This window comes from Nocardia sp. NPDC059195, assembly GCF_042754695.1.
Taxonomy (GTDB): Bacteria; Actinomycetota; Actinomycetes; order Mycobacteriales; family Mycobacteriaceae; genus Nocardia.
This window is the reverse complement of the sequence record NZ_JBHZBG010000031.1, coordinates 13,374-35,939: the sequence shown is the minus strand read 5'-3', so window position 1 is coordinate 35,939 and position 22,566 is coordinate 13,374. Positions and strand designations below refer to the sequence as shown.

General features: G+C 67.0%; 22 protein-coding genes. 18 read left to right on the top strand and 4 right to left on the bottom strand.

What is annotated here, in order from left to right:
• Positions 1-51: 51 nt before the first annotated feature.
• The gene (locus ACFXKN_RS28300; RefSeq protein ID WP_378632642.1) at positions 52-384 is read right to left on the bottom strand and encodes an ArsR/SmtB family transcription factor; all 333 of its coding nucleotides are present in this window, start codon (positions 382-384) and stop codon (positions 52-54) included.
• Positions 385-479: 95 nt separating this feature from the next.
• Here ACFXKN_RS28300 and ACFXKN_RS28295 point away from each other — a divergent pair, with 95 nt between their 5' ends.
• The 7 genes from ACFXKN_RS28295 (at position 480) to ACFXKN_RS28265 (ending at position 8,051) form a co-directional block, all read left to right on the top strand.
• The gene (locus tag ACFXKN_RS28295; RefSeq protein ID WP_378940341.1) at positions 480-2,063 is read left to right on the top strand and encodes an ABC transporter substrate-binding protein; all 1,584 of its coding nucleotides are present in this window, start codon (positions 480-482) and stop codon (positions 2,061-2,063) included.
• Positions 2,063-3,055, top strand: a complete 993-nt coding sequence (locus ACFXKN_RS28290) for an ABC transporter permease (protein ID WP_378942970.1) — start codon at positions 2,063-2,065, stop codon at positions 3,053-3,055. Before ACFXKN_RS28295 ends, ACFXKN_RS28290 begins: the two co-directional genes overlap by 1 nt.
• Complete coding sequence (locus tag ACFXKN_RS28285) at positions 3,048-3,965, top strand: ABC transporter permease (protein ID WP_378940343.1); 918 nt, start codon at positions 3,048-3,050, stop codon at positions 3,963-3,965. The genes ACFXKN_RS28290 and ACFXKN_RS28285 overlap by 8 nt, the downstream gene beginning before the upstream one ends.
• Positions 3,966-4,098: 133 nt before the next feature.
• Positions 4,099-5,028 carry an ATP-binding cassette domain-containing protein gene (locus ACFXKN_RS28280; protein WP_379434159.1) on the top strand — a complete coding sequence of 310 codons (930 nt, stop codon included), beginning with the start codon at positions 4,099-4,101 and terminating at the stop codon, positions 5,026-5,028.
• Positions 5,028-5,669 (top strand): ABC transporter ATP-binding protein, encoded by a 642-nt coding sequence (locus tag ACFXKN_RS28275; protein WP_378940347.1) that lies wholly within the window; start codon positions 5,028-5,030, stop codon positions 5,667-5,669. The genes ACFXKN_RS28280 and ACFXKN_RS28275 overlap by 1 nt, the downstream gene beginning before the upstream one ends.
• A gap of 52 nt (positions 5,670-5,721) precedes the next feature.
• Complete coding sequence (locus ACFXKN_RS28270) at positions 5,722-7,119, top strand: FAD-binding protein (RefSeq protein WP_378940349.1); 1,398 nt, start codon at positions 5,722-5,724, stop codon at positions 7,117-7,119.
• Positions 7,120-7,331: 212 nt separating this feature from the next.
• Positions 7,332-8,051 carry a hypothetical protein gene (locus ACFXKN_RS28265; protein WP_378940351.1) on the top strand — a complete coding sequence of 240 codons (720 nt, stop codon included), beginning with the start codon at positions 7,332-7,334 and terminating at the stop codon, positions 8,049-8,051.
• A 48-nt stretch (positions 8,052-8,099) separates the two neighbouring features.
• Here the strand turns inward: ACFXKN_RS28265 and ACFXKN_RS28260 are convergent, their stop codons facing one another.
• A complete protein-coding gene (locus ACFXKN_RS28260; protein ID WP_378940353.1) occupies positions 8,100-9,254 on the bottom strand; it encodes a cytochrome P450 in 1,155 nt (384 codons plus the stop codon).
• A 167-nt stretch (positions 9,255-9,421) separates the two neighbouring features.
• Between ACFXKN_RS28260 and ACFXKN_RS28255 the strand changes: the two genes are divergently transcribed.
• The 8 genes from ACFXKN_RS28255 (at position 9,422) to ACFXKN_RS28220 (ending at position 15,865) form a co-directional block, all read left to right on the top strand.
• Positions 9,422-10,450: a 3-oxoacyl-ACP synthase III family protein gene (locus ACFXKN_RS28255; RefSeq protein WP_378940355.1), complete on the top strand. Its 1,029-nt coding sequence runs from the start codon at positions 9,422-9,424 to the stop codon at positions 10,448-10,450.
• A 6-nt stretch (positions 10,451-10,456) separates the two neighbouring features.
• Positions 10,457-11,323, top strand: coding sequence for a hypothetical protein (locus tag ACFXKN_RS28250; protein WP_379434158.1), 867 nt, complete (start codon positions 10,457-10,459; stop codon positions 11,321-11,323).
• A gap of 101 nt (positions 11,324-11,424) precedes the next feature.
• On the top strand, positions 11,425-11,679 hold the full coding sequence (locus ACFXKN_RS28245) for a hypothetical protein (protein ID WP_378940359.1): 255 nt from the start codon (positions 11,425-11,427) through the stop codon (positions 11,677-11,679).
• 106 nt (positions 11,680-11,785) lie between these two features.
• The gene (locus tag ACFXKN_RS28240) at positions 11,786-12,805 is read left to right on the top strand and encodes an NAD-dependent epimerase/dehydratase family protein (protein WP_379434157.1); all 1,020 of its coding nucleotides are present in this window, start codon (positions 11,786-11,788) and stop codon (positions 12,803-12,805) included.
• Positions 12,802-13,569, top strand: coding sequence for a glycosyltransferase family 2 protein (locus ACFXKN_RS28235; protein WP_379434156.1), 768 nt, complete (start codon positions 12,802-12,804; stop codon positions 13,567-13,569). Before ACFXKN_RS28240 ends, ACFXKN_RS28235 begins: the two co-directional genes overlap by 4 nt.
• 54 nt (positions 13,570-13,623) lie before the next feature.
• Positions 13,624-15,138 (top strand): class I adenylate-forming enzyme family protein, encoded by a 1,515-nt coding sequence (locus ACFXKN_RS28230; RefSeq protein ID WP_379434155.1) that lies wholly within the window; start codon positions 13,624-13,626, stop codon positions 15,136-15,138.
• A 69-nt stretch (positions 15,139-15,207) separates the two neighbouring features.
• The gene (locus ACFXKN_RS28225; protein WP_378940367.1) at positions 15,208-15,459 is read left to right on the top strand and encodes a type II toxin-antitoxin system Phd/YefM family antitoxin; all 252 of its coding nucleotides are present in this window, start codon (positions 15,208-15,210) and stop codon (positions 15,457-15,459) included.
• On the top strand, positions 15,452-15,865 hold the full coding sequence (locus tag ACFXKN_RS28220) for a type II toxin-antitoxin system VapC family toxin (protein ID WP_378940369.1): 414 nt from the start codon (positions 15,452-15,454) through the stop codon (positions 15,863-15,865). The genes ACFXKN_RS28225 and ACFXKN_RS28220 overlap by 8 nt, the downstream gene beginning before the upstream one ends.
• An 8-nt stretch (positions 15,866-15,873) precedes the next feature.
• Here the strand turns inward: ACFXKN_RS28220 and ACFXKN_RS28215 are convergent, their stop codons facing one another.
• On the bottom strand, positions 15,874-17,151 hold the full coding sequence (locus ACFXKN_RS28215; RefSeq protein ID WP_378940371.1) for a hypothetical protein: 1,278 nt from the start codon (positions 17,149-17,151) through the stop codon (positions 15,874-15,876).
• A gap of 109 nt (positions 17,152-17,260) precedes the next feature.
• On the opposite strand from ACFXKN_RS28215, the gene ACFXKN_RS28210 reads away from it, so the two are divergent.
• Positions 17,261-17,539, top strand: coding sequence for a hypothetical protein (locus ACFXKN_RS28210; protein WP_101466053.1), 279 nt, complete (start codon positions 17,261-17,263; stop codon positions 17,537-17,539).
• Positions 17,536-17,859 (top strand): hypothetical protein, encoded by a 324-nt coding sequence (locus tag ACFXKN_RS28205; RefSeq protein ID WP_378940373.1) that lies wholly within the window; start codon positions 17,536-17,538, stop codon positions 17,857-17,859. The genes ACFXKN_RS28210 and ACFXKN_RS28205 overlap by 4 nt, the downstream gene beginning before the upstream one ends.
• A gap of 249 nt (positions 17,860-18,108) precedes the next feature.
• On the opposite strand, the gene secA is transcribed toward ACFXKN_RS28205, so the two are convergent.
• Entirely contained in the window at positions 18,109-20,901 is a 2,793-nt protein-coding gene (gene secA / locus ACFXKN_RS28200) for a preprotein translocase subunit SecA (protein WP_378940375.1), read from the bottom strand.
• Positions 20,902-21,146: 245 nt separating this feature from the next.
• Here secA and ACFXKN_RS28195 point away from each other — a divergent pair, with 245 nt between their 5' ends.
• Entirely contained in the window at positions 21,147-22,559 is a 1,413-nt protein-coding gene (locus tag ACFXKN_RS28195) for a wax ester/triacylglycerol synthase family O-acyltransferase (RefSeq protein WP_378916778.1), read from the top strand.
• The last annotated feature ends 7 nt before the right edge of the window (positions 22,560-22,566 follow it).

The window sequence follows — 22,566 nt, the reverse complement described above, 5'->3', positions numbered from 1 at the left end:
CGGGGTTCTGACCGGTGTGCAGATTGCGGTCGGCTTGGTGGAATTTCGACGTCAGTGCTTGGCGCCGATGGTGTGGAGAATTTCGTGGATGATCGGGTCGGTGAGCCGGTTGGTGACCGATCGGCCTTCGCGGCTCGAGGTGACGCAGCCCTCGTGGCGCAGCACGCGCAGAGCCTGGGAGATCGCGTTCTCGTTGCGGCCGACCGCGGCGGCCAGTTCGCCGACGCTGATGCCGGGTGAGCGGTGCAGGCACAGCAGGATTTCCAGGCGCCCTGGATCTGACAGCAGGTCGAAGCGTTGCGCCCATTCCCGGATCTCGACATCGCCGATCGCGCGACGGCCGAGTTCGACCGGCGACCCGTGCAGTGTGCGTGGCTCTCCCATGGCGGTGCCCAGCTTAATCGCCGAGTGGACAGCACGGCACCGTCCGCGACTATTATCTGTTCATCTGTACAGATAAACACGAGTTGGGATGATGGATGCGCACTCGGCCGCTGTTCGCTCTGGGGGCCACGCTGGCGGTCGTGCTGACATCGTGCGGCGCTCCCGACAGCGGGTCCACCGACTCGCTCGTGCTCGCCGATGCCTATGAACTGGGCGGATACAACCCCGTCGCCGGTTATGGCGCGGCAGGCGAGGCCAAGGTCTATGACGGATTGCTGCGGCTGACCGGCGGCACCGGCGTACCCGGCTTCGCCCCGGCCCTGGCAACGGAACTGCCGAGGCCCGACGCCGACGCGACCGTGTGGACGGCACCGCTGCGCACCGGGGTGCGGTTCAGTGACGGGTCGGCGTTCGATGCCGCCGATGTGGTGGCGACCTATCGGGCGATTCTGGATCCGGCATCGGCCTCGGAGGTGCGGTCGTCGTTTTCGATGATCGAGCGAGTCGATGCTGTCGATCCGCTGACGGTGCGTTTCACCTTGCGTCATCCCTATGCCGCGTTCCCGACCAAACTGCTGATCGGGATCGTTCCGTCGGAAGCCGTCGCGACGCCAGGACCCGCGACCGAATCGCCGCTCAATACCGCGCCGATCGGCACCGGCCCCTATCGGCTCACCGCACTCGAGCCGACTCGGGCGATCTTCGAGGCGAACGAAAGCTATTGGGGTGGTGCACCTTCAGTGAAGAAGCTGACGGTGCTCTACGTGCCCGACGACAACACCCGCGCGCAGCGGATGGCCGCGGGCGAACTCGACGGCACGTCGCTGCCGCCCTTGCTGGCCGCCACCTTCGAGCAGCGAATGCCGGTGCAGGCCAACCTATCCGCCGACTGGCGCGGTGTGTCTATGCCCGAGAGTGATCCCGTCGCCGGGGACTCCGCTATCCGGCTGGCACTGAACCACGCGGTGGACCGCCGGGCGATGATCGACAATATTCTCGGTGGCTACGGCCGCCCGGCCTACACACCTTTCGCCGACGTCTACGGTGAATCCCACAACCCTGCAGTCTCTTTCGCCTTCGATCGAGCCCGCGCCGAGCAGATCCTCGATGCCGCGGGATGGCGGGTCGGCGCCGAGGGTGTGCGCGCGAAAGATGGTGTGCGCGCGCGATTCACCGTGATGTACAACTCGACCGACACGGTACGCCGCGATCTCGCACTGGCTTTCGCCTCCGATGCTCGACGGGTCGGTATCGAGGTCGATCTCGAAGCGCTCTCCTGGGATCGGATCGAGCCGCGCATCGCGCACGCCGGAATTCTGCTCGGCGGCGGTAGCGAGCCCTACGATCCCGACACCCAGGCCTACAACACCCTGCACTCGCCACTGCTCGACCCGAGCGCGAGCAGCCCGTACGACAATGCGAGCAGGCACGCCGATCCCGCGATCGACGCTCAGCTCGAAACCGCCAGGCGCAGTATCGATCCCACCGTGCGCGCCGCCGCGTATCGGGAGGTGCAGAGCCGGTATGCCCAGGATCCGAGCCACGTGTTCCTGGTGCATCTCGATCACACCTACGTGGTGAAGGATTCCTCCTGGAAGATGTCGGGGCCGATACTCGAGCCACACGCGCACGGTGTCACCTGGGGACCGTGGTGGTCGCTGCAGACGTGGACCCGTTGATGGCGCGCAGCCGCTTTCGCGGGCGCGGCCTGCGGGCGATGGTCGGGTGGCGCCTGCTGACGTTGATCCCGGTGCTCGCCGCCGTGTCGGCCGCTCTTTTCGCCGCGGCGGCGGTGTCGCCGTTCGATCCGCTGGTCGGGTATCTCGGCGCGCGCTATGAGACGACGAGCGCATCGGATCGGCTCCTGCTCACGAATCAACTCGGGCTCGACGCATCGTGGTACCAGCTGTACGGACGCTGGATCGGTGATCTGTTCAGCGGCGATCTCGGTATTTCGCGCGGGTTCGCGCAGCCGGTGAGCACCCTGCTCGCCCAACGGATTCCGTGGACGGTGCTGCTGGTCGTCGTCGCGATGAGCGTGGCGATCGTCGTCGCGCTCGGTGCGGGCGTCTGGGCGGGTATGCATCGTGGTGGGTTGATCGACCGGCTGGTCACCGCGTCGTGCGTGGCGATGCAGGGGCTACCGCCGTTCGTGGTGTCGCTCGCCGCGATCGCCCTGTTCGCGGTCGGACTCGGCTGGTTACCGCCCGCGGGGCTCACCGATGCCGGGGCCGAGGTCGGATTCGGGCAGGTGGTGCGACATCTCGTGCTGCCCGCCGCCGCGTTGGCGGTCTCGCAGGTGCCGTGGTTACTGCTGGCCGTGCGGGAATCGGTGTCGGGCAATCGCGGTGAGGATTTCGTGGTCGGGGCGGCCACGCGCGGCATCGATACCGCGACCATCACGCGCAGGCACATCCTGCCGTCGTCGCTGGCCCCGTTCGTGACGATCCTCGGCGCGCGACTACCGGAGGTCGTGGTCGGGGCGGTGCTGGTGGAGGAGATCTTCTCGTGGCCGGGGATCGCGGGCGCGTTCGTCGGGTCGGCGAAAGATCTGGACATGGCGCTGCTGGCCGTTCTCACTGTCGGCACGACCTGCGCGGTGATGCTCGGGTCGCTGCTCGCCGATGTCGCGGTGGTGCTGCTCGATCCGCGGGTGCGCGCCGATGGGTGAGCGGTGGCGGATTCTCACGCAGCGTGGAGCACCTGAGCAGCGGCGGGATCTACCTGGCGGTGGTGTCTCGTCCGTCGGCAAACGCGGGGCCGCCGAGCGACGGCTGTATCTCGCGCTATCGGTGCTGGTCGCGGTGGTGCTGTACGCGGTGATCGTGCCGTGGGTCGGCGGGGTCGACGATCGGCTGACCGATTTCGCGAGTGCGCGGCAGGCGCCGTCGGGGCAGTGGTGGTTCGGGACCGACTCGGCGGGGCGGTCGCTGTTCGTGCGGATCGCGGCGGCACTGCGGACCTCGCTGATCGTCGCCGCGTGCGCGGCGGCGGTGTCGACGGTGATCGGGGTGCTGGTCGGTGCCGTGTCCGCGCTGGCCGGCGGGTGGGTGGATCGGGTGGTCATGCGTTTCGCCGATACCGCGAACGCGCTGCCGCACCTGCTGCTCGGGATCGTGATCGTGGCGCTGTTCCGGGGGAACGCGGTGGCGGTGGTGTTGTCGATCGGGCTCACACACTGGGTGCAGGTGGCGCGGATCGTGCGCGCGGAGAGTTTGAGTCTGCGCGAGCGCGAGTACGTGTCGGCGGCGGTGCTCGCGGGCGCGAGCCGTACTCACCTGCTGATCCGGCATCTGCTGCCCGCGGTCGCTCCGCAGGCGCTGATCGCGGTGGTTCTGCTTCTGCCCCACGCGATTTGGCACGAGTCGACGTTGTCGTTCCTCGGGTTCGGGTTGCCGCCACACGAACCGAGCCTGGGCACCCTGCTGGAGGAGGCGCGCACTTCGCTACTGCTGGGTGGGTGGTGGACGCTGGTGTTCCCAGCGGGATTGCTGGTGCTGACGACAGTGGCGGTCGCTGTCGCGGGATCATCACTGCGCGGGCTCCTGGCACCGCCGAAACCTTCGAGGATGCCGCGATGAAACGACAGCGTCGAACACCCCGAACGAGGCGCGCTTTCCGGTCCGCGCTCCCGCGTCAGGCAGCACGAAACTCACTATTGCCGGGATTCGGCTCCGGCCTCCGGTGTCGTGCCGCGACGGCCGAGGAGGCCGTGTGACCAGCGCGAGGCATCAGGGCACCCGCCTGTCCATCGACGCGCTGACCGTGCGAATTCCGGTGCGCCGTGGCGATGTGGTGCATGCGGTGACCGACTTGTCCCTCGACATCACGGCAGGCGCGGTCACCGCGCTCGTCGGCGAATCCGGTTGCGGGAAGTCGATTGTCGCGAGTGCGGTAATGGGCGTGCTGCCTAGCGAAGCCGTCACCACCGGGTCCGTTCGTCTACAACTCGGTGCTGCGGGCCTGGCTCACGCAACGGCCGAACCCATCGAGATCCTCGCCGACCACCCGCCGTATCGCGGCCGCCACATCGCCCTGGTCCCGCAGTCGCCGAGTACCTACTTCACCCCGGTGCGGACCGTCGGATCCCAGCTCAGGGAAGCGATCACCGCGCTCGGCACCGCACACACCCCCGCCGACCTCGTCGAGCGCGCCGGCCTGTCCGTCGCCGCGCTCGAGCTGTATCCGCACGAACTCTCGGGCGGCATGGCCCAACGGGCAGCCGTGGCGGCGGCATTGGCAGGCGACCCCGAGGTGATCATCGCCGACGAACCCACTTCCGGGCTCGATCGCGCACGCACCGACCAGATCGGAAAACTGTTGCGCGAGTGTGCCGATGGTGGTGCCGCGGTCCTGCTGATCACGCACGATCTCGGGCATCTGATCCGCGCCGGCATCGCCGACACGGTCGCCGTCATGTACGCGTCACGCCTGATGGAAGTCGGCCCCGGCGCGCACGTGCTCGACGATCCGTGGCACGACTACACGCGCGACCTGCTCGCCGCCCTGCCCGAACGGGGCCTGCACCCGCTCCCCCATCCCCCGCGAACGCTGACGAACCTGTCCGAGATCTGCCCCTACGCGGGCGGCCCGACGCAGTTGATTCCACAGCGGCAGCGCATGATTCGCCGGCCGAGGTCCTGATGCTGATCGCCGATTCCATCACCGCGGGCTACGGCTCCAAACCCGTCATCGGCGGGGTCGACCTGCGGGTTGCCCCGGGAGAGATCGTCGGGATCACCGGCGACTCGGGCTCCGGGAAAACCACACTCGCCCGGACGATGGCGGGGCTGCTGAGGCCCACCTCCGGCACGGTCACCGTCGACGGACAGACACCCCGGCAAGCCCGCGGCACCATCGCCATGGTCTTCCAATCCCCCCGTGCCGCAACGAATCCCCACTTCACCGTCGCGCAGATCATCGCCGAACCCGCCCGCATCCGCCGTACGCCGGTCCCCGATCTCGCGGCGCTGGCCACCACCGTCGGCCTCACCCCCGACCTACTCGACCGCCGCCCGCACGCCCTCAGCGACGGCCAACTCCAACGCGCCTGCCTGGCCCGAGCCCTGGCCCAGAACCCCCGCTATCTCATCCTCGACGAAGCCACCGCCATGCTCGACGCCGCCACCACCGCCACTATCATCCGCCTGGTCATCGACCGAGCCACCCACAGCCTCGGCGTCCTGCTGATCAGCCACGACGAGCCCCTGCTCGACGCCGCCTGCACCCGCGTCGCGACGATGCACGAGGGCACACTGACCACGCGGCGAGCATCTCCGCAATAACCGCACGAATACCTCAGGCTGCGCACAGGAACCCGTTTTAGCGTGGGCCCCTGTGACATTCACGCACGGGAATCCAGTCAGCAATTGCCGCAGCCTGAGCGGTTGGGCCCGCACCGCACCGAGCGTCGCCGAAGTGCTGCGCACGCCGGACGTCGCGGTGATCGCCGAACGGGTGCGGACCGCGGGGCCGCGCGGGGTGATCGCGCGCGGGCTCGGGCGTAGCTATGGCGATCCGGCGCAGAACGCGGGCGGATTGGTCGTCGATATGACCGCGCTGGACCGTATCCACAGCATCGATCCCGACAGCGGGATCGTCGAGGTCGACGCGGGCGTCAGCCTGGACACGCTCATGCGCGCCGCGCTGCCGTTCGGGCTGTGGATTCCGGTGCTGCCGGGAACCCGGCAGGTGACGGTCGGTGGGGCGATCGGCGCGGATATCCATGGGAAGAACCATCATTCGCAGGGCAGCTTCGGCAATCACGTGGTGTCGATGGACCTGCTCACCGCCGACGGATCGGTGCGCGCCTTGACACCGGAAGGGGCCGACGCGGAACTGTTCTGGGCGACGGTAGGCGGCATGGGGCTCACCGGCATCATCGTCAGCGCGCGAGTCCGGTTGACGCACACCGAGACCGCGTATTTCATCGTCGACAACGACCGCACCCGCGATCTCGACGAAACGATGGAATTGCTGACCGGTGGTTCCGATGACGGGTACGACTACTCGATGGCGGTACCGGACACCATTTCCACCGGGGCGAAACTCGGGCGGGCCGGGTTCAGCCGCGGGTCGCTGGCCACCGTCGATCAGTTGCCGGTGCGGCTGCGCAGCAAACCCTTGAATTTCGATGCGCCGCAATTGTTCACGGTGCCCGATATCTTTCCGAACGGGATGGTCAATTCGGTCACCACCCGGGTTGCCGCCGAGGCCGCCCATCGCCTTTTTCCTCGCCGGGCGCGCGGACGTATCCAGAATCTGACGCAGTTCTATCACCCACTCGATCTGCTCGGCGAATGGAATCGGGCATATGGCAAGCGGGGGTTCCTGCAGTATCAGTTCTCGATGCCGTTCGGGGCCGAGCAGCAGCTGGCCGACACGGTGCGCGCCATCGCCGAGTCGGGGCACCACTCGTTCCTCAATGTGTTCAAGCGAATGGGGACGAGCAACCCGGCGCCGCTGTCGTGGCCGCATCCCGGATACATGCTGAGCTTGGACTTCGCACTGACCAGCGGGCTCGACCGGTTCTGCGTCGACCTCGACGAACGGGTGCGGGCGGCGGGCGGGCGCTTGTATCTCGCGAAGGAGTCACGGACCACGCCCGAGATGATCGCGACGATGTACCCGCGGCTCGACGAATGGCGCCGAGTCAGGGATCGAATCGACCCGGAGCGGGTGTTCGCCTCCGACCTCTCACGGCGATTGCGGCTGGTCGCCGGACTCCGATATTGATGTGCTTCAGATCACGAGGGGTGTATTTCGAGCGAAAGTTCCTAACAGCTAATCGAATTCATCGAGAATGACGCACGTCACTGTCCGTTTTGAACTCTCAGGACTTTCTAAGTTACATTTCAGCAACAAACAGTTGGACACTTGATCATGGGTGCTCGATCGAGGGCCTGCGCTCCCCAGGGAGTATCGCCATTGAGGGAAAGACTGCATTCATGAACATCAGCAAGGTTGCCGCAACCTCCGCACTTGTCATTGCCGCACTCGGCGTTGCCACCGGCACGTCGCACGCTGCCCCGGCACCTGCTCCCGCGCCCGTCGCGGCCTTCCTCGACGGCGTGAACCAGGGTGTGAACCAGGTGCTGCCCGGCATCAACTGGAAGACCGGCATCGAGGGCGACGCGGTCGTCGTGCAGACCGACGCGGGCTCGCTCACCACCGAGAACAACCAGTTCCAGGTGCGCGACAACCAGGGCAATATCGTCGTCGCCCTGCCGCTGGCCTACACACTCGACGACCTCGAGTACCCGATCGACGCCGCCATCGACGGCACCCGCGCCACCCTGACCCCGCGCACCGACGTGGCCTCGGCCCGCCCGTCCACCCTGCTGAAGGACGTCGTTCGCCAGGACGCCTTCGATGACGCGGTCGGCGCCGCGGCCACCCAGTTCGGCATCATCACCGCCATCGGCACTCTCGTCGGCACCCTCACCGGCGGCCTCGCCGGCTGCGCCATCGGCGGCGTCGGCGGCCTGGTCCTCGGCGTCCCGGTGCTCGCCCTCGGTGGCGCCACCGGCGTCGCGGGCTGCCTCGCCGGTGCCGCGGTCGGCATCCCGCTCGGCGCGGCCGCGGGCCTGGTGCTGACCGGCGTCCCCGCCGCGATCGCCATCGGCATCGGCTTCCACAACCGGATCAACGCGCCGGAAAACCAGTAGGTAATCGTCGCGAAGGCCCCGTCCACCCGGATGGGGCCTTCGTGGAGTTCACTGCGCGAGACGGATGCGCAGCTTCTCATAGGTGGGGATGAAAACCTTTCGGCGGTACCGACGTTCGACGATCTCCCAGGGGCGACCGGCGGCGGTCAGCGCTTCGAGAAGCGCGGTGAGTTCGGAGTGGACGAGTTGCGCGCCGAGGCACAGGTGACGGCCGCCGCCGAACCAGAGCTGGCGGGTTTCGGGGTTGTAGTCGCGGTCGACGCGGAACTCGCCCGCGGCGTTGTTGATGGTCCAGGTGAGGATTTTGACGTGTTCGCCCGCGCGTAGGTCGCGGTCGGCGATGCGGACGTCCGCCGTGACCGAGCGGCCGACGAGGTAGGCGGGGCTGGTGACGCGCAGGGTCTCTCGGACCGCGTCGGGGAGCCGGTCGGGAGCGGCGAGCAGGGCGCGATGCTCGCCGGTGTCGTGCATGATCGCGACCATTCTGGTCATGGCGCTGGCGAGGGTGTCGGTGCCCGCCACGGCCATCAGGATCGCCAGGCCGCCCGCGTGCTCCACGTCCAATCCCAGTTCACGGCAGCGGCCGAGAGTGGTGTCGGGGTCGGCGCGGGCGTACGCATCGGGAACATTCACGGCGAGCTGGGTGGCCAGCGCACGGGCGCGGGCCAGCGCGACGGGGTCGAGTGTCGTCGAGGCCATGGTGCCGAAACCCAGGTTGACCAGCTCTTCGACATGATGGAACAGCCGCAGGAACAGCGCGTCGTGGTCGTCGGTGTAGTCGCCGCCGATGGCCGCGGCGATGTCTTCGGGGCGCATGCCGACCAGGTCGGAGACGCTGCGGCCGACCAGGATCTGCGCACGGGCGGCGATGTCGACGGTCTCCCCTGCGGCGAGCCGTTCGCGCAGGTCGCGCAGGTCGGGGCCGATCACTCGCTCCACCAGCGCATCGGTGTGGGTGAGGGTGAACAGGTCGCGCACCTTGGACCGCAGGTCGGTATGGCCCGGCCCTTCGAACAGATCCTCGACCCAGTCGCCGATGACCTGCGCCCACCAGTGCCCGGCCGCACCCTCGGACACGATGCTGAAATGCGTGCTGTCGTTATAGATCTGGCGGGCCACCAGCGGATCGGCGACGAACCAGCCGAGTTTGCGAACCTTGCGGATCGGCCGCGCGACCCGGCCAAGCAGCAATAAGCCAGGCAACCAGGGCTGACCTGCGGCGAGTAGGGTTAGTTCATGGCGTCGGGCAGAGCTCCACACCCCGGCACAATCTAATCGACCCGGCCCGATTAGTGAAGGTCTGTGGCTAGGATCGGCGAGATGCGCTGGTGGTGATCTGTGCATCACGCGATATCTGGAAGTGAACAAGCATGGTGAGATCGACAATCGAAGCCGTCGGCGCGTATCTGCCGGCCAGGGAAGTGACCACGGCGGAGTTGCTGGCACAGCTGGCAGTCGACGCACCGCTGGATCTGGAGAAGGTCAGCGGAGTCAGGGCGCGCAGGGTTCGCGGCGAATCCGAGGACTCGTTCACCATCGCCCTCGCCGCTGCCCGTAGCGCGCTGGACAATTCGCGCTACGACCCCGCCGATCTGGACGTGATCATCTCCTGCTCGATCACCAGGACCCGCGGCGAGGACTTCTGCCTGGAACCCTCGTTCGCCCTGATGCTGCGCACCGCGCTCGGGGCAGGCAGGGCGATCCACTTCGACGTGTCCAATGCGTGCGCCGGGATGATGACCGGAGTTCTCCTGCTGGACAGGATGATTCGATCCGGTGCGGTACGTCGCGGCATGGTGGTGTCGGGGGAATGCATCACGCCGATCGCCGATACCGCGGTGCGGGAGATCTCGCAGAAGTACGACCCGCAATTCGCCTCGCTCACCGTCGGTGATGCCGGCGCGGCCGTGGTGCTCGACGGTACCGACGGGCCAGGGCTCGACTACGTGGAGCTCAACACCAGCGCCGCTTTCGCGAAGCTGTGCCTCGGGATGCCGAGCGATCAGGGGCCGGGGGTCGCGCTCTACACCGACAACCGCGCGATGCACAACGAGTCCAGGTACCTGCTGTGGACCTCGCGGCAGCTGGAGTTCCTCGCCGCCCGCGGTTCCAGCTTCGCCGAGGAGGGTTACGACTACCTGATCCATCACCAATTCAGCGGCCCTGCCGTGGAATTGATCAACAAGATCGCCGAGCGCGAATTCGACGCGGCGATGCCGCCGGGGCTCGCGGTGCTGGACAGATACGGCAACACCGCGTCGACCTCACATTTCGTGGTGTTGCACGACGCGCTGCGGCAGGGACTGATCGCGCCGGGGTCGAAGGTACTGCTGGTACCGGCGGCCTCCGGGGTGGTCGCCGGATTCTTGTCGGTGACAATCGGCGATCTGCGGGTATAGGACAGTATGGGAATCATCATTTCTTCGGCAGTGACGCGCAGCGGCGGCGTCAGCTCGGTGGGACAGGCGGCCGACGCCGCGCGCACGGCGTTGGCGGGGGCTGGTTGTCAGCCCGATCAGGTCGACGCGCTGATCAATGTGGGGGTTTACCGCGATGCGAACCTCGTGGAACCGGCGGTCGCGGCGCTGATCCAGCAGGCGGCGGGGATCGGGTTGGACTACCGGCGCGGTGATGTGCCGTGTCTGTCGTTCGATCTGATGAACGGTGCCTGCGGGGTGGTGAACGCGGTGGGAGTGGCCGCGTCGCTGCTCGCCGATCTGCCTGCCGGGCATGTGGTGGTGGTTTCCGGGGATGCGCATCCGTCGGGGCTGGCCGATGCGGAGTTCGCGTTCGAGCCTGTCGGGGCGGCCTTCGTACTCGAGAATTCCGCTGAGGCCGCGGGTTTCGGCGGCGTCCATGTGAGCGCCGGTGACGTGCTGCCCGATCCACAGGGGTTTGTGAAGTTGTCCGCGATGGGAGCAGAAGGGCGCTCGTCGTTGACGGTGGAATTGCTCGCCGGGACAGCGGAGCTCGTCGAACACGCCGCCATCGCGGCGCGAGAAGCCTTGGCCGCCGACGGTATCGACGCCGCGCAGGTGGTGCTGCTGTGCGGCAAACCGACGGCGGACTTCGCCGGGGAACTGGCTGCCCAGCTCGGCGTGGGCGCGGTGGTGACCGACGACTTCGCCGCCGACGCACACACGTCCGCGCTGACCGCCGCGTTCGTGGCCGCGCGTGATGCCGGACTGGCCGATCGGCCGTTGCTGTTCGTCGCCGCTGACGGTGGACCCACCGCCGCGGCCGTGACCTATCGAGGGGTTGGTGTGCGGTGACACGGTCTCTGCATGTTGTTCCGGATCCGGTGAATGCGCCGCGGCACGGTCGCCATCGCGCGTCAGACGATCCTTCGGCAGGAGTACCCAGCCGGGGCACGGTGCTGGCCCTGCGGTCGATTCCGGTGATCGGCTGGATATTTCTGATCGTCGGTGTGGTGCGGCCGTTCCGGGCCCGATGGTTGCGGGTGGCCTTCTGGATCGATGTGGTGTTGAGCGTCGGCGTGCACGCCGCGCAGATTCCGGCTGCCCGGAAAGTGGCCGCCGAGCGGGGGATCTCGCCCGGCCGGGCCGCCGTGATGACCATGCTGTTCGGGGCTACCTGGTGGAAGACGTTGGGCGAGGGCGAGCAGTGATCGATGCGCCGGGCGGCGATAGTGCGACCACGGGGTTCGGCCCGCGGGGGTACAGCACCTCGACTCTGTCCGGCTGGAGCTCGCATCGACGGTATAGCTTGGCGCCATGACTGTGCTGGTGACAGGCTCAACAGGGTTCGTCGGCGGGGCGATCGTGCGTGGGCTGGTGCAACGGGGGGTGCCGGTTCGGGCGATGGTCCGGGATTCGACGGTGGCACCGGCGGGTGCCGAGGTCGCGGTTGCCGATCTCGGGGATACGGCTGCGCTGGCGCGTGCGGTGACCGGGGTACGGGCTGTGGTGCACGCGGCTGCCCTGCTGGGCGAATTCGGTCGACCCGCCGAGTTCTTCGCGGTGAATGTGGCGGGGACCGATCGGCTGGTGCAGGAAGCCGCGGCGGCCGGGGTCGAGCGGTTCGTGTTCATCGGGAGTCCGAGTGCGTTGATGGCGCCCGATGGCGGGGATCAGGTGGGGATCGATGAGACCGTGCCCTATCCCGATCGGTTCCTGAACAGCTATTGCGAAACCAAGGCCGTCGCTGAGCAATTGGTGCTCGCGGCGAACGCGCCCGGGTTCACGACGTGTTCATTGCGGCCGCGGGCAGTCTGGGGGCCGGGGGATCGGCGCGGGCCGATCGTGCAGATTCTGGCGAAGTTGCGTGCGGGCCGGTTGCCGGATCTTTCCGGCGGACGCGATGTTCGGGCCTCGCTGTGCTACATCGACCATCTCGTCGATGCCGTCGGTCTCGTGCTGGAAGCCGAGAATGTCGGCGGACGAGCATATTTCGTCGCCGATGCGGAACCGGTGTCGGTGTGGCCGACGTTGGACGCCGTGGCCGAACGGTTCGCGCTGGCCCGGCCGAGTGTCACGGTGCCCGCGCCCGTCCTCGGCGGGGCGCTGGCGGCGATCGAAACGCTGTGGCGGATACCGGCGGTCGCGCAGCGGTGGACTCCCCCACTGTCGCGATACGCGGTCGCGCTCGTCACCCGGTCGGCGACCTACGACATCTCGCGAGCCGAGCGTGAACTGGGCTATCGGCCGGACGTCCCGTTCGCGACGGGCCTGGACAACTTCCATCGCTGGGTTGCCCAGGTCGGCGGGCTCGATCGGCTGTTGGAGGACCTGTGAGTAATCGTGAACCGGAATCGCTGTGGGTGGTGATTCCCGCCTTCGACGAAGAACGAGGCATCGGCACGACCCTGGCTGCCATTGCCGCGCAACAGGACACGGACTTCACGGTGGTCGTGGTCGACAACAATTCGACCGATCGGACCGTCGAGGTGGTCCGCGCGTTCGCGTCGGCACATCCGGTGCCGCGCGTCATGGTGATCCACGAGCAGCAGAAGGGCACCGGAGCTGCCGCCGATACCGGTATGCGCCATGCGATTTCACAGGGCGCGACTTACCTGGCACGGACCGACGCCGACTGTCTGCCCGCGCCCGACTGGACAGCGCGGATCAGAGCCGGGTTCGGCTCCGGGCTGCGACTGGTCAGCGGTCAGCTGATTCCGCGCACCGACGAAGGCGTTTCCTGGATCGACCGCACGATCATTCGGGTGGCCTTGGAAGTGGCGTCGACCTTCGGCAAGGTGCGCTCGGGCAACCGGGACCCGAAGTATCTCGGGACCTATGTGATGACACCGGGCTGCAATATGGCGATAACCGCCGAATTGTATCTTGCCGCAGGAGGATTCCCGCGCACCGCGATCGAGGATCTGCACGAGGACCGGGCACTGGTCAACGCGGTGCGGACCATCACCACCGACTATGGGTTGCGTCGGGACGTGCGGGTGTTCGGCTCGAATCGGCGGGTACGCGCCTGGGGAATCCGCAAGACGCTCGCCTGGTATGCCGACCACCGGTATCGGCCCGAAGTGGTCGACATTCGGTGAGGGTCGCGCCCGTCATGCCCGCACGCCGTGCTCGACTACCGAGGGGGACCACCGATGACCGACTTTCTCGAACGGCTCGGGGCGCAAGCTGAACGGATTCCGGATGCCTCGGCACTCGGCGCGGTCGGCAAGCGTGCGCTCACCTACCGGGAACTGGTGGACACCGTCGGCCGGGTGGCGAACAACCTCGGCGAGGCCGGGTTCTCGGCAGGTGATCGGATGCTGTTCTCGATCCGGCCGAGCGTGTCGTCGGTGATGTTGATCTTCGGGGTGATCGCCGCGGGCGGAACGATCGTGTTCGTCGACCCCGGTGTGGGGCCGGAGCTTTTCGCCAAACGGGTCGGCGTGGTCGAACCTACTTGGGCGGCAACGGAATCACTGCTGTACGCCGTGAGTGGGCCGCTTGCCGGGTTCGGCCGCAAGAAGGGGCTGGAACTGCCCCGGTTCGGCGCGCTCGATGTTCGGCACATCCACAGTGGGGTGTGGGTGCCCGGCACACCGTTCGGGTCGATTCCGTTGCGGCGGTTCACCGGCGATGCGCGCCAGACCGTCCTGCCTGCCCCGAAGCCTGATGCGGCGGCGTTGATCGTGTTCACCTCCGGAACCACCGACGAACCGAAAGCCGTTGTGCACACCCGTGCTTCGCTGAGTGCGGGGCTCGCCGCGATGGGCGGAAAGACCGATCTCGCGCCCGGCGCCTTCCTGCACACCGAGCAGCTCATGATGGGACTGCCCGCCTTGATGGCGGGAGCACGGTGGGCGATGCCGCGATATCCACGGTTCGGTACCCATATCGACCCGGTCCGATTCACGCAGAATCTGCGAAGCGCGACGCACGCGTTCTACACCCCGGCCGATCTCGCTGTCGCGCTCGACGCGATCGAAGCCGGCGATCTCACGGCGCCACCGAATCTCCGTCAGGTGGCCCTCGGCGGCGCGCCGGTCACGTCGACACTCCTTCGCCGGGCACGGAAGTCATTGCCCGACACCGAGTTTCTGGCGATCTACGGGATGACGGAGATTCTGCCGGTGGCGGTAGCGACCGGCGCCGCCAAGCTCGCGCACGACGGGGATCTGCTCGGTTCCCCGGTGCGGGGTGTGCAGGCGCGGATCGCCGACGACGGCGAACTCGTGCTGTCCGGCCCGAACCTATGTCGCGGCTATCTCGGCGCCCAGCCGCTGACCGAGATCGCGACCGGCGACCTCGCCCGCTGGGACGGCAAGGAACTGGTCCTCACCGGACGCAAGAAGGACATGATGATCCGGGGGAAGACGAACATCTACCCAGGGTTGTATGAGCCCGTGATCACCGCGATCGACGGTGTGCGCGAGGCGATCATGGTCGGTCTGCCGGACGAGATCGGTGACGAACGGATCGTGCTCGCCGTTGTCGCGGAACCGGGATCCGGGGACATCGCGGCGCTGCTTCACGAACGACTGCCGCGGGTCATCGACACCACCGCCGTCCCCGACGACATCGTGGTGGTGGATCGAATTCCGGTCAGCGGACGAACGAACAAGCCGGACCGGGCGGCACTACGGGAGATGGTGCGCGGGCTGCTCGCCTAGTCGGACAGTCGCGCGAACCCGCTGTAGCATTATGTACACAACGTAGCAGTCGTGAGTACACTTGCCTCTATGAAGCAGATCCAGCAACGCGACCTTCGCAACGACAGCGGAAAAGTGCTCGCCGCGGTCGAAGCAGGCGAGAGCTTCATCATCACTCGCAATGGCAACCCCGTGGCCAAGCTCGAGCCCCTCGTTCGACGGACCTTTGTGCCCGTCGCCGAGCTGGCGCGCACGAGCGCCCGACTCCCGCGCGTCGACTACCAGCAGTGGCGTGCCGACCTGGACGCGATGATCGACCCGGAAATGCCCGACGGTGAGTGAGCCAGCCGAGCCCCTCCACATCCTCCTCGACACGTCGGTGCTCATCGACTACAGCGATGTTCAATCGAGCCTGCCTACAGACGCAGACGCTGCGATCAGCGCCGTCAGCGTGGCCGAACTCGCCGCCGGCATCCACGCCGCCATGGACCCGGTGCGCCAGGCACAGCGCCAACTCCGCTTCCAATGGGTTGTCAGGTCCTTCGATCCACTCCCGTTCGAGATCGACACAGCTCACGTGTACGGGTCGCTGGCTTTACTGGTCGAGCAGATCGGCCGCAAACCCCGGCGCCGGGTTGCCGACCTGCAGATCGCGGCCACCGCGGTCCAGCATGCGCTGCCGCTCTACACCCGAAATCCCGACGACTTCAAGGGGCTCGGTCCGCTGCTCAACATCGTCGCTGTGTAGCCGCCGAATCAACAGGTGACGGAGCGGATGGTTCGGTCTGCCAGAGATTCGATGGCTGCATGCGGGAGTATGGCGTCGACGTAGCAGAAGGTGACCGACATCGTGGTGCCGAGGGTAGCTACCGCGACCGTGAGGGCACTGGCGCAGGAGTTCGTTCCGGCGACTGTGAGGGCGGTGATGTCTAGGGGCTCAGGGGTTTCGGGTGGGGTCAGTTTTCCGAGGTTGCTGAGTGTGACGTTCCACGGTGCGCGGCGGTCGATGAGTTCGATGGTGCGCCTGCCGGATTCGAGTGATCGGGGACAGCCGTAGCGGATGGCGGCCAGGGCGGTGAGGTCGTTGTTCTTCGCCAGTCGTTGAGTCAGTTGGGTTTTCGCCGCGCGGGCCGCGTCCCAGAGGGAGTGAGACAGGCCGTAGGGGACGAAAGTGGGGACTACCGCGGTGAACATGCCGGGCTCGTCGTCGTCCGGGGGTGGGTTCAGGCGGGAGCGGACGTCGACGGGGATGCCGATGCCCGCTACGCCGGAAGGTTGGGGGGCGAGTTCGCCGAGGGCGTTGGCCAGGGCAGCGGACAGCGCGGCGTTCATGGTGACGTCGTGCTGATGGCACCGGGTGCGAAGGTCGGTGAGGGTTGCCCCCTCGATGGTGCGAATCACGGTGCGGGTGCGGCGGATCGGGAGCGGCGGCGGGGTGCCGGGCAGGCTGGCCGGGCGGCGGGCCATGGCGGTGAGTTGGCCGGTGATGTTGGTGCGTAGACAGCGTAGGAGTCGGGTGTGTGCGGGCGGGATGAGGTCGTCGGGGGCTGGGATCGGCGGGCGCGAGGCGGCGGGGACGGGAGATCCGAAGGCGTAGGCGAGGATTCGCCAACCCAACGACGTCATCGAGCGTCCGTCGACTAGGACGTGGGACAACACGAGGATCAGGTCGTGGTGTTCCTCGGAAGTGCCTGGGCGCCAAACCAAATCGATGAGGCGCCCGGGTTCCGTTGCCAGATCGACGGACTCGGCCAATTGTTCGTCGAAGACCGTGCGCCACTCGTCGGGGTCTTCGGCGATGCGGTGCAGGACCGGTAGGTGCGGGTCGGCGGACGGGGCGAAACGCGGGCCGTCGACCACCGTTGTTCGCAGCAGCGGAAACTCCGCGACCAGCGCGTCGGTGGCCGCTTCGAGGCGGTAGGCACCGATCGAGCCGCGCACCCGCAAGCGGACGACGCAATTAGCCGGCGACAACTGATCGACGAGCCAGAACCACCGCTCCGACGCCGACAGCGGCCGCATCACCTCACCCATCGCGGCCTCCTGTGTATCGGCAATTGTGTCACCGCCGAGCGTAACGAACCGACGCCCGCTCGATCCTCAGCACTTTCACATGGCGTTACTACATGCGTATTATGGACTTATGGGTTTCGAGTGGCCTGATTGGGCGATCGCTCACCTGATCGGCATCGAACCCAGCGAGGTTCGGCAGGTCCTCGCAGCGTCACGACGGTGGCCACGCCCGGCCTTCGACGGCCAGGTGACCGTTCTGACGGTGTGGGGGCGCACCACAGCCGGCCGCCCGCTGATCGTGGTGATGCGACAGCGGGAGGACTGGACGTGGGTGATCATCGGCGCACGCACGATGCGCGCCGAGGAACTGGCGCAATTCGAGCAGTGGGAAAGTGGGAGCCAATCATGAGCGAGCCAGGACTTCCGTCCAGCAGAGAAGAACTCGCCGACTTCATGGATCGGCTGAGTTTCTCCGACGAGCCCACCGACGCCCCACCACGCCTTCCGGTCAACGAAGACATCATGGTGACCACGTCGATCCGCCTCCCTCTCGGCCTACACAGCCGCCTGAAATCCCTCGCCGACGAACGCCGCGTAGGCGTATCGACCTTGCTCCGAGAATGGGCCGAAGCGGCCGTCGCCGAAATCGACGACGAAGACCAAATGATCTCCCTCGCCGAAGCCAAACGCGCCCTCTCCCGAGTCCACCCGATCCACCGGGCGAGTTGAAGAGCGAACCCGCCATTCAGGCCGGCTACCGCTCGGGCCGCTTGGTCGGTGCTGATGGTGCCCGCACCGGTGAAGCGGCGAATCACCGAAAGGACTTCGACGGTCCAGTGCTGGGGGCGATCCAGCGATTGTCGGCTTCCAAGGCGGCGCGACAGCTGTCACCGAGGGGGCTGGATTCAGGAGAGCGGGAAGACGACCGAGGCCCCCGCAAAGCGGAGGCCTCGGTCATGCTGATCAGCTAGCTCTGCCTCAGCGGCGGCGCTTGCCCTTCGAATCGGTGCGGGCCGCTTCGCGACGCTCGCGGCGGGTGCCGGACTGCTGGCCGCCGCCGTATTCCTGGGCGTCGGAATGGGATTCGGCGTGGCCGTCTTCGGCGGGGCCCGAGTAGTTCATCGCGCGGGCGGGCTGGTCGGTGATTCCCTTGGCCCGCAAGGCCGGTGGGGCCTGGACGGGGGCGTCCTGGACCGGCGCGCCGACCGGGGAGCGCAGGCCCTTGTCGATCGAGACGCCTTCGGGCTGGGGCTGCTGGACCTCCACCTGGAGGTTGAAGAGGAAGCCGACGGACTCCTCTTTCAGGCCTTCCAGCATGGCGGCGAACATGTCGAAGCCTTCGCGCTGGTATTCGACCAACGGGTCGCGCTGGGCCATGGCGCGCAGGCCGATGCCCTCCTTGAGGTAGTCCATCTCGTAGAGGTGTTCGCGCCACTTGCGGTCCAGGACCGAGAGCAGGACCTGGCGTTCCAGGTTGCGCATGGCGCCTTCGCCCGCGAGGCCGTCGATCTCCTGTTCGCGCTTCTCGTAGGCGTTGTGGGCGTCTTCGAGGAGGGTCTCGCGGAGTTCGTCGCGGGAGAGTTCGCCCGCGTCGCCGGTGGCGGTCTCGCCGGTGAGTTCCTTGTGGTCCAGGCTCACCGGGTAGAGGGTTTTGAGGGCGGTCCAGAGCTTGTCCAGATCCCAGTCCTCGACGTAGCCCTCGACGGTGGCGCCGTCGACGTAGGCGGTGGTCACGTCGGTGATCATGTTCTGAACCTGACCCTCCATGTCCTCGCCACGCAGGATCTGGTTGCGCTCGCCGTAGATCACGGTGCGCTGCTGGTTCATGACCTCGTCGTACTTCAGAACGTTCTTGCGGATCTCGAAGTTCTGCTGCTCGACCTGGGTCTGCGCGCTCTTGATGGCCTTGGAGACCATCTTCGCCTCGATCGGGACATCGTCGGGCAGGTTCAGGCGCGTCATGATCGACTCGAGCGCGGCACCGTTGAAGCGGCGCATCAGCTCGTCGCCCAGCGACAGGTAGAAGCGGGACTCGCCCGGGTCGCCCTGACGGCCGGAACGACCACGCAGCTGGTTGTCGATACGGCGCGACTCGTGACGCTCGGTGCCGAGCACATACAGACCGCCGGCCTCGCAGACCGTTTCGGCATCTTCCTCGGTCTGCTTCTTGACCTGCTCGAGCGCGGAGTGCCAGGCGGCCTCGTACTCGTCGGGGGTGTTCACCGGGTCGAGGCCCTGCTTGCGCAGCAGGATGTCAGCGATGATGTCGGCGTTGCCGCCGAGCACGATATCGGTACCACGACCGGCCATATTGGTGGCTACGGTGACCGCGCCGGGGCGACCGGCCTCGGCGATGATCTGCGCTTCCTGCTCGTGGAACTTCGCGTTCAGAACCGAGTGCGCCACACCGCGTTTGGTGAACTGCTTGGACAGGTACTCCGAGCGCTCCACGCTGGTGGTACCGATCAGGACCGGCTGGCCCTTCTCGTGCCGCTCGGTCACGTCGTCGACGACGGCGGCGAACTTGGCCTCTTCCGACTTGTAGATCAGGTCGGCCTGGTCCTTGCGGACCATCGGCTTGTTCGTCGGGATCGGGACCACGCCGAGGTTGTAGATCGAGTGCAGCTCGGCGGCCTCGGTCTCGGCGGTACCGGTCATGCCGGACAGGCGGTTGTAGAGGCGGAAGTAGTTCTGCAGGGTGATCGTGGCCAGGGTCTGGTTCTCCGGCTGGATCTCGACCTTCTCCTTGGCCTCGATCGCCTGGTGCATGCCCTCGTTGTAGCGGCGACCGACCAGGATGCGGCCGGTGAACTCGTCGACGATGATCACTTCGCCGTCGCGGACGATGTAATCCTTGTCGCGCTGGTAGAGCTCCTTGGCCTTGATGGAGTTGTTCAGGTAGCTCACCAGCGACGAGTTCGCGGACTCGTAGAGGTTGTCGATGCCGAGCTGATCCTCGACGAACTCCACGCCCTGCTCGTGCACGCCGATGGTGCGCTTCTTGATGTCCACTTCGTAGTGGACATCCTTCTTCAGCAGCGGCGCGATGCGCGCGAACTCGGCGTACCACTTCGACGAGGCGTCGGCCGGGCCCGAGATGATCAGCGGGGTGCGGGCCTCGTCGATGAGGATGGAGTCGACCTCGTCGACCACGGCGAAGTTGTGACCACGCTGGACGAGATCGTCCAGGGAGTGAGTCATGTTGTCGCGCAGGTAATCGAAGCCGAACTCGTTGTTCGTGCCGTAGGTGATCTCGGCGGCGTAGGCCACGCGGCGCTCGGCCGGGGTCATCCCGCCCAGGATCACGCCGACCTCGAAACCGAGGAAGCGGTGCACGCGGCCCATCCACTCGGCGTCGCGCTTGGCGAGGTAATCGTTGACCGTGACGACGTGCACGCCGTCACCGGAAATCGCGTTGAGGTACGCGGGGAGCACACAGGTCAGGGTCTTGCCCTCACCGGTCTTCATCTCCGAGATATTGCCGAGGTGCAGCGAGGCGCCGCCCATGATCTGGACCTTGTAGTGCTTCTGGTTCAGCACGCGCCAGGACGCCTCACGCGCCACGGCGAAGGCCTCGAGCAGCAGGTCGTCGAGGGTTTCCCCGTCGGCGTAGCGCTGGCGGAACTCGTCGGTCTTGGCGCGCAGCTCGGCGTCGGTCAACGCTTCGATCTCGTCGCCGTACGCGATGACCTCATCGGCGAGGTTCGAGAGCCGCTTGACCATGCGACCTTCACCAATCCGTAGCAACCTCGTCAGTGTCAGCGCAGGCACGGGTCTCGTCAGTCCTCTGGTCGGAGTTGTGTTCAACGGCGATGGTAGTCCGCAGACCACCGTACCCGGCGGCGCGGACCCGTGCCCGACGTACCGGTGCAGTCATTACCCCAGGTCACGACGCTCGGCGAGCCTCCTTGCCCGGCACCGCGATTCACCTGCCGTGACGTAGGATGTAGCGCGTGCCCGATCAGCGCCATGGGCGCGCGAAGCGTGCTACGGCACCGGAAGGAGCTTCGGAGCGCGTGATCACGAGATTGACGCCGCAGGACGCGTCGTTCTATCGGCTCGAGTCGAGCAGCAACCCGATCCACATCGGCTCTCTCGCGATCCTGAACAACTCCTCCCCCGACGCCGAGGGCCAGGTACTGGACTACGAACGCCTCGTCGACCTGGTCGAATCCCGGCTGCCGCTGGTGCCGCGCTACCGCCGCAAGGTGCGCGAGATCCCACTCGCCATGGGCAGGCCAGTATGGGTCGAGGACAGTCGTTTCGACATCAGCTATCACATCCGCCGCTCGGCGCTGCCCGGTCCGGGCAGCGACTGCCAGCTCTACGATCTCGTCGCCCGGCTCGCGTCGCGACCCCTGGATCAGGGTCGGCCGCTGTGGGAGATGTATCTGATCGAAGGGCTCGCCGACGGGCGCGCGGCGGTGTTCACCAAGTCGCACTCGGCGCTCGTCGACGGTGATACCGCCCTCGAAATCGGGCACGTGATCCTCGACAACTCCCCGCTGCCGCGCGAACTGGCCGACGACTCGTGGCGGGCGCCGCGCGAACCAACCGATGTGGAATTGCTGGCCGGGGCGCTGTCGCAGCTCGCCGCGCAGCCACGCGAGGCCTACGGCGTGATGCGCGACGCGGGATCGAACGCGTTCGGGGTGGTGCGCGGCACCCGGATGGCAGTGAAGGCCGCGGCCAATGTGGTGCGCGCGGCGACCTCGAGCGCGGCGCCGGACAGCCCGCTCAACGCCCGCACCTCGCGCAGCCGCCGCTTCGACGTGGTGCGCACCGATCTGGACGACTACCGCACGATCCGCAGGCATTTCGACTGCTCGATCAACGACGCGGTGCTCGCGGTGGTCACCGGGGCGCTGCGAAACTGGCTGCTCTCACGCAACGAGGCGCTGGTCGAGTCGACCAATCTGCGCGCGGTGGTGCCGATGTCGGTCTACGTCGACGGCGACAACCAGCTCACCCCGGCCAGCGAGGTGTCCTCGTTCCTCATCGATCTGCCCGTGGGCGAACCGAATCCGACGATGCGGCTCTCGCACATCTCCCATGCCACCGAGGCCGCGGGCAGGCAACGTCGCGGCGTGCGGGCCCGCACGCTCGTGCACCTGGCCGGATTCGCGCCCGCGAGCCTGCACGCGATGAGTGTGCGGGCGGCGAGTACGTTCGCCGACAACAGTTTCAATCTGGTGATCACCAACGCGCCGGGACCACAGACCGCGATGTACATCGGCGGGGCGCGCATGCTGGAGATGTATCCGGTATCGCCGCTGCTGCGCAATCAGACATTGAGTTTCGGACTCACCTCGTACGACGGTCAGGTCTTCTACGGACTCAACGCCGACCGCGACGCCATGGCCGACATCGATGTTCTCGCGGCCTCGGTGCACGAATCGATGGAGGAGTTGCTCGGTGCCTGTCTCTGAGAACGAC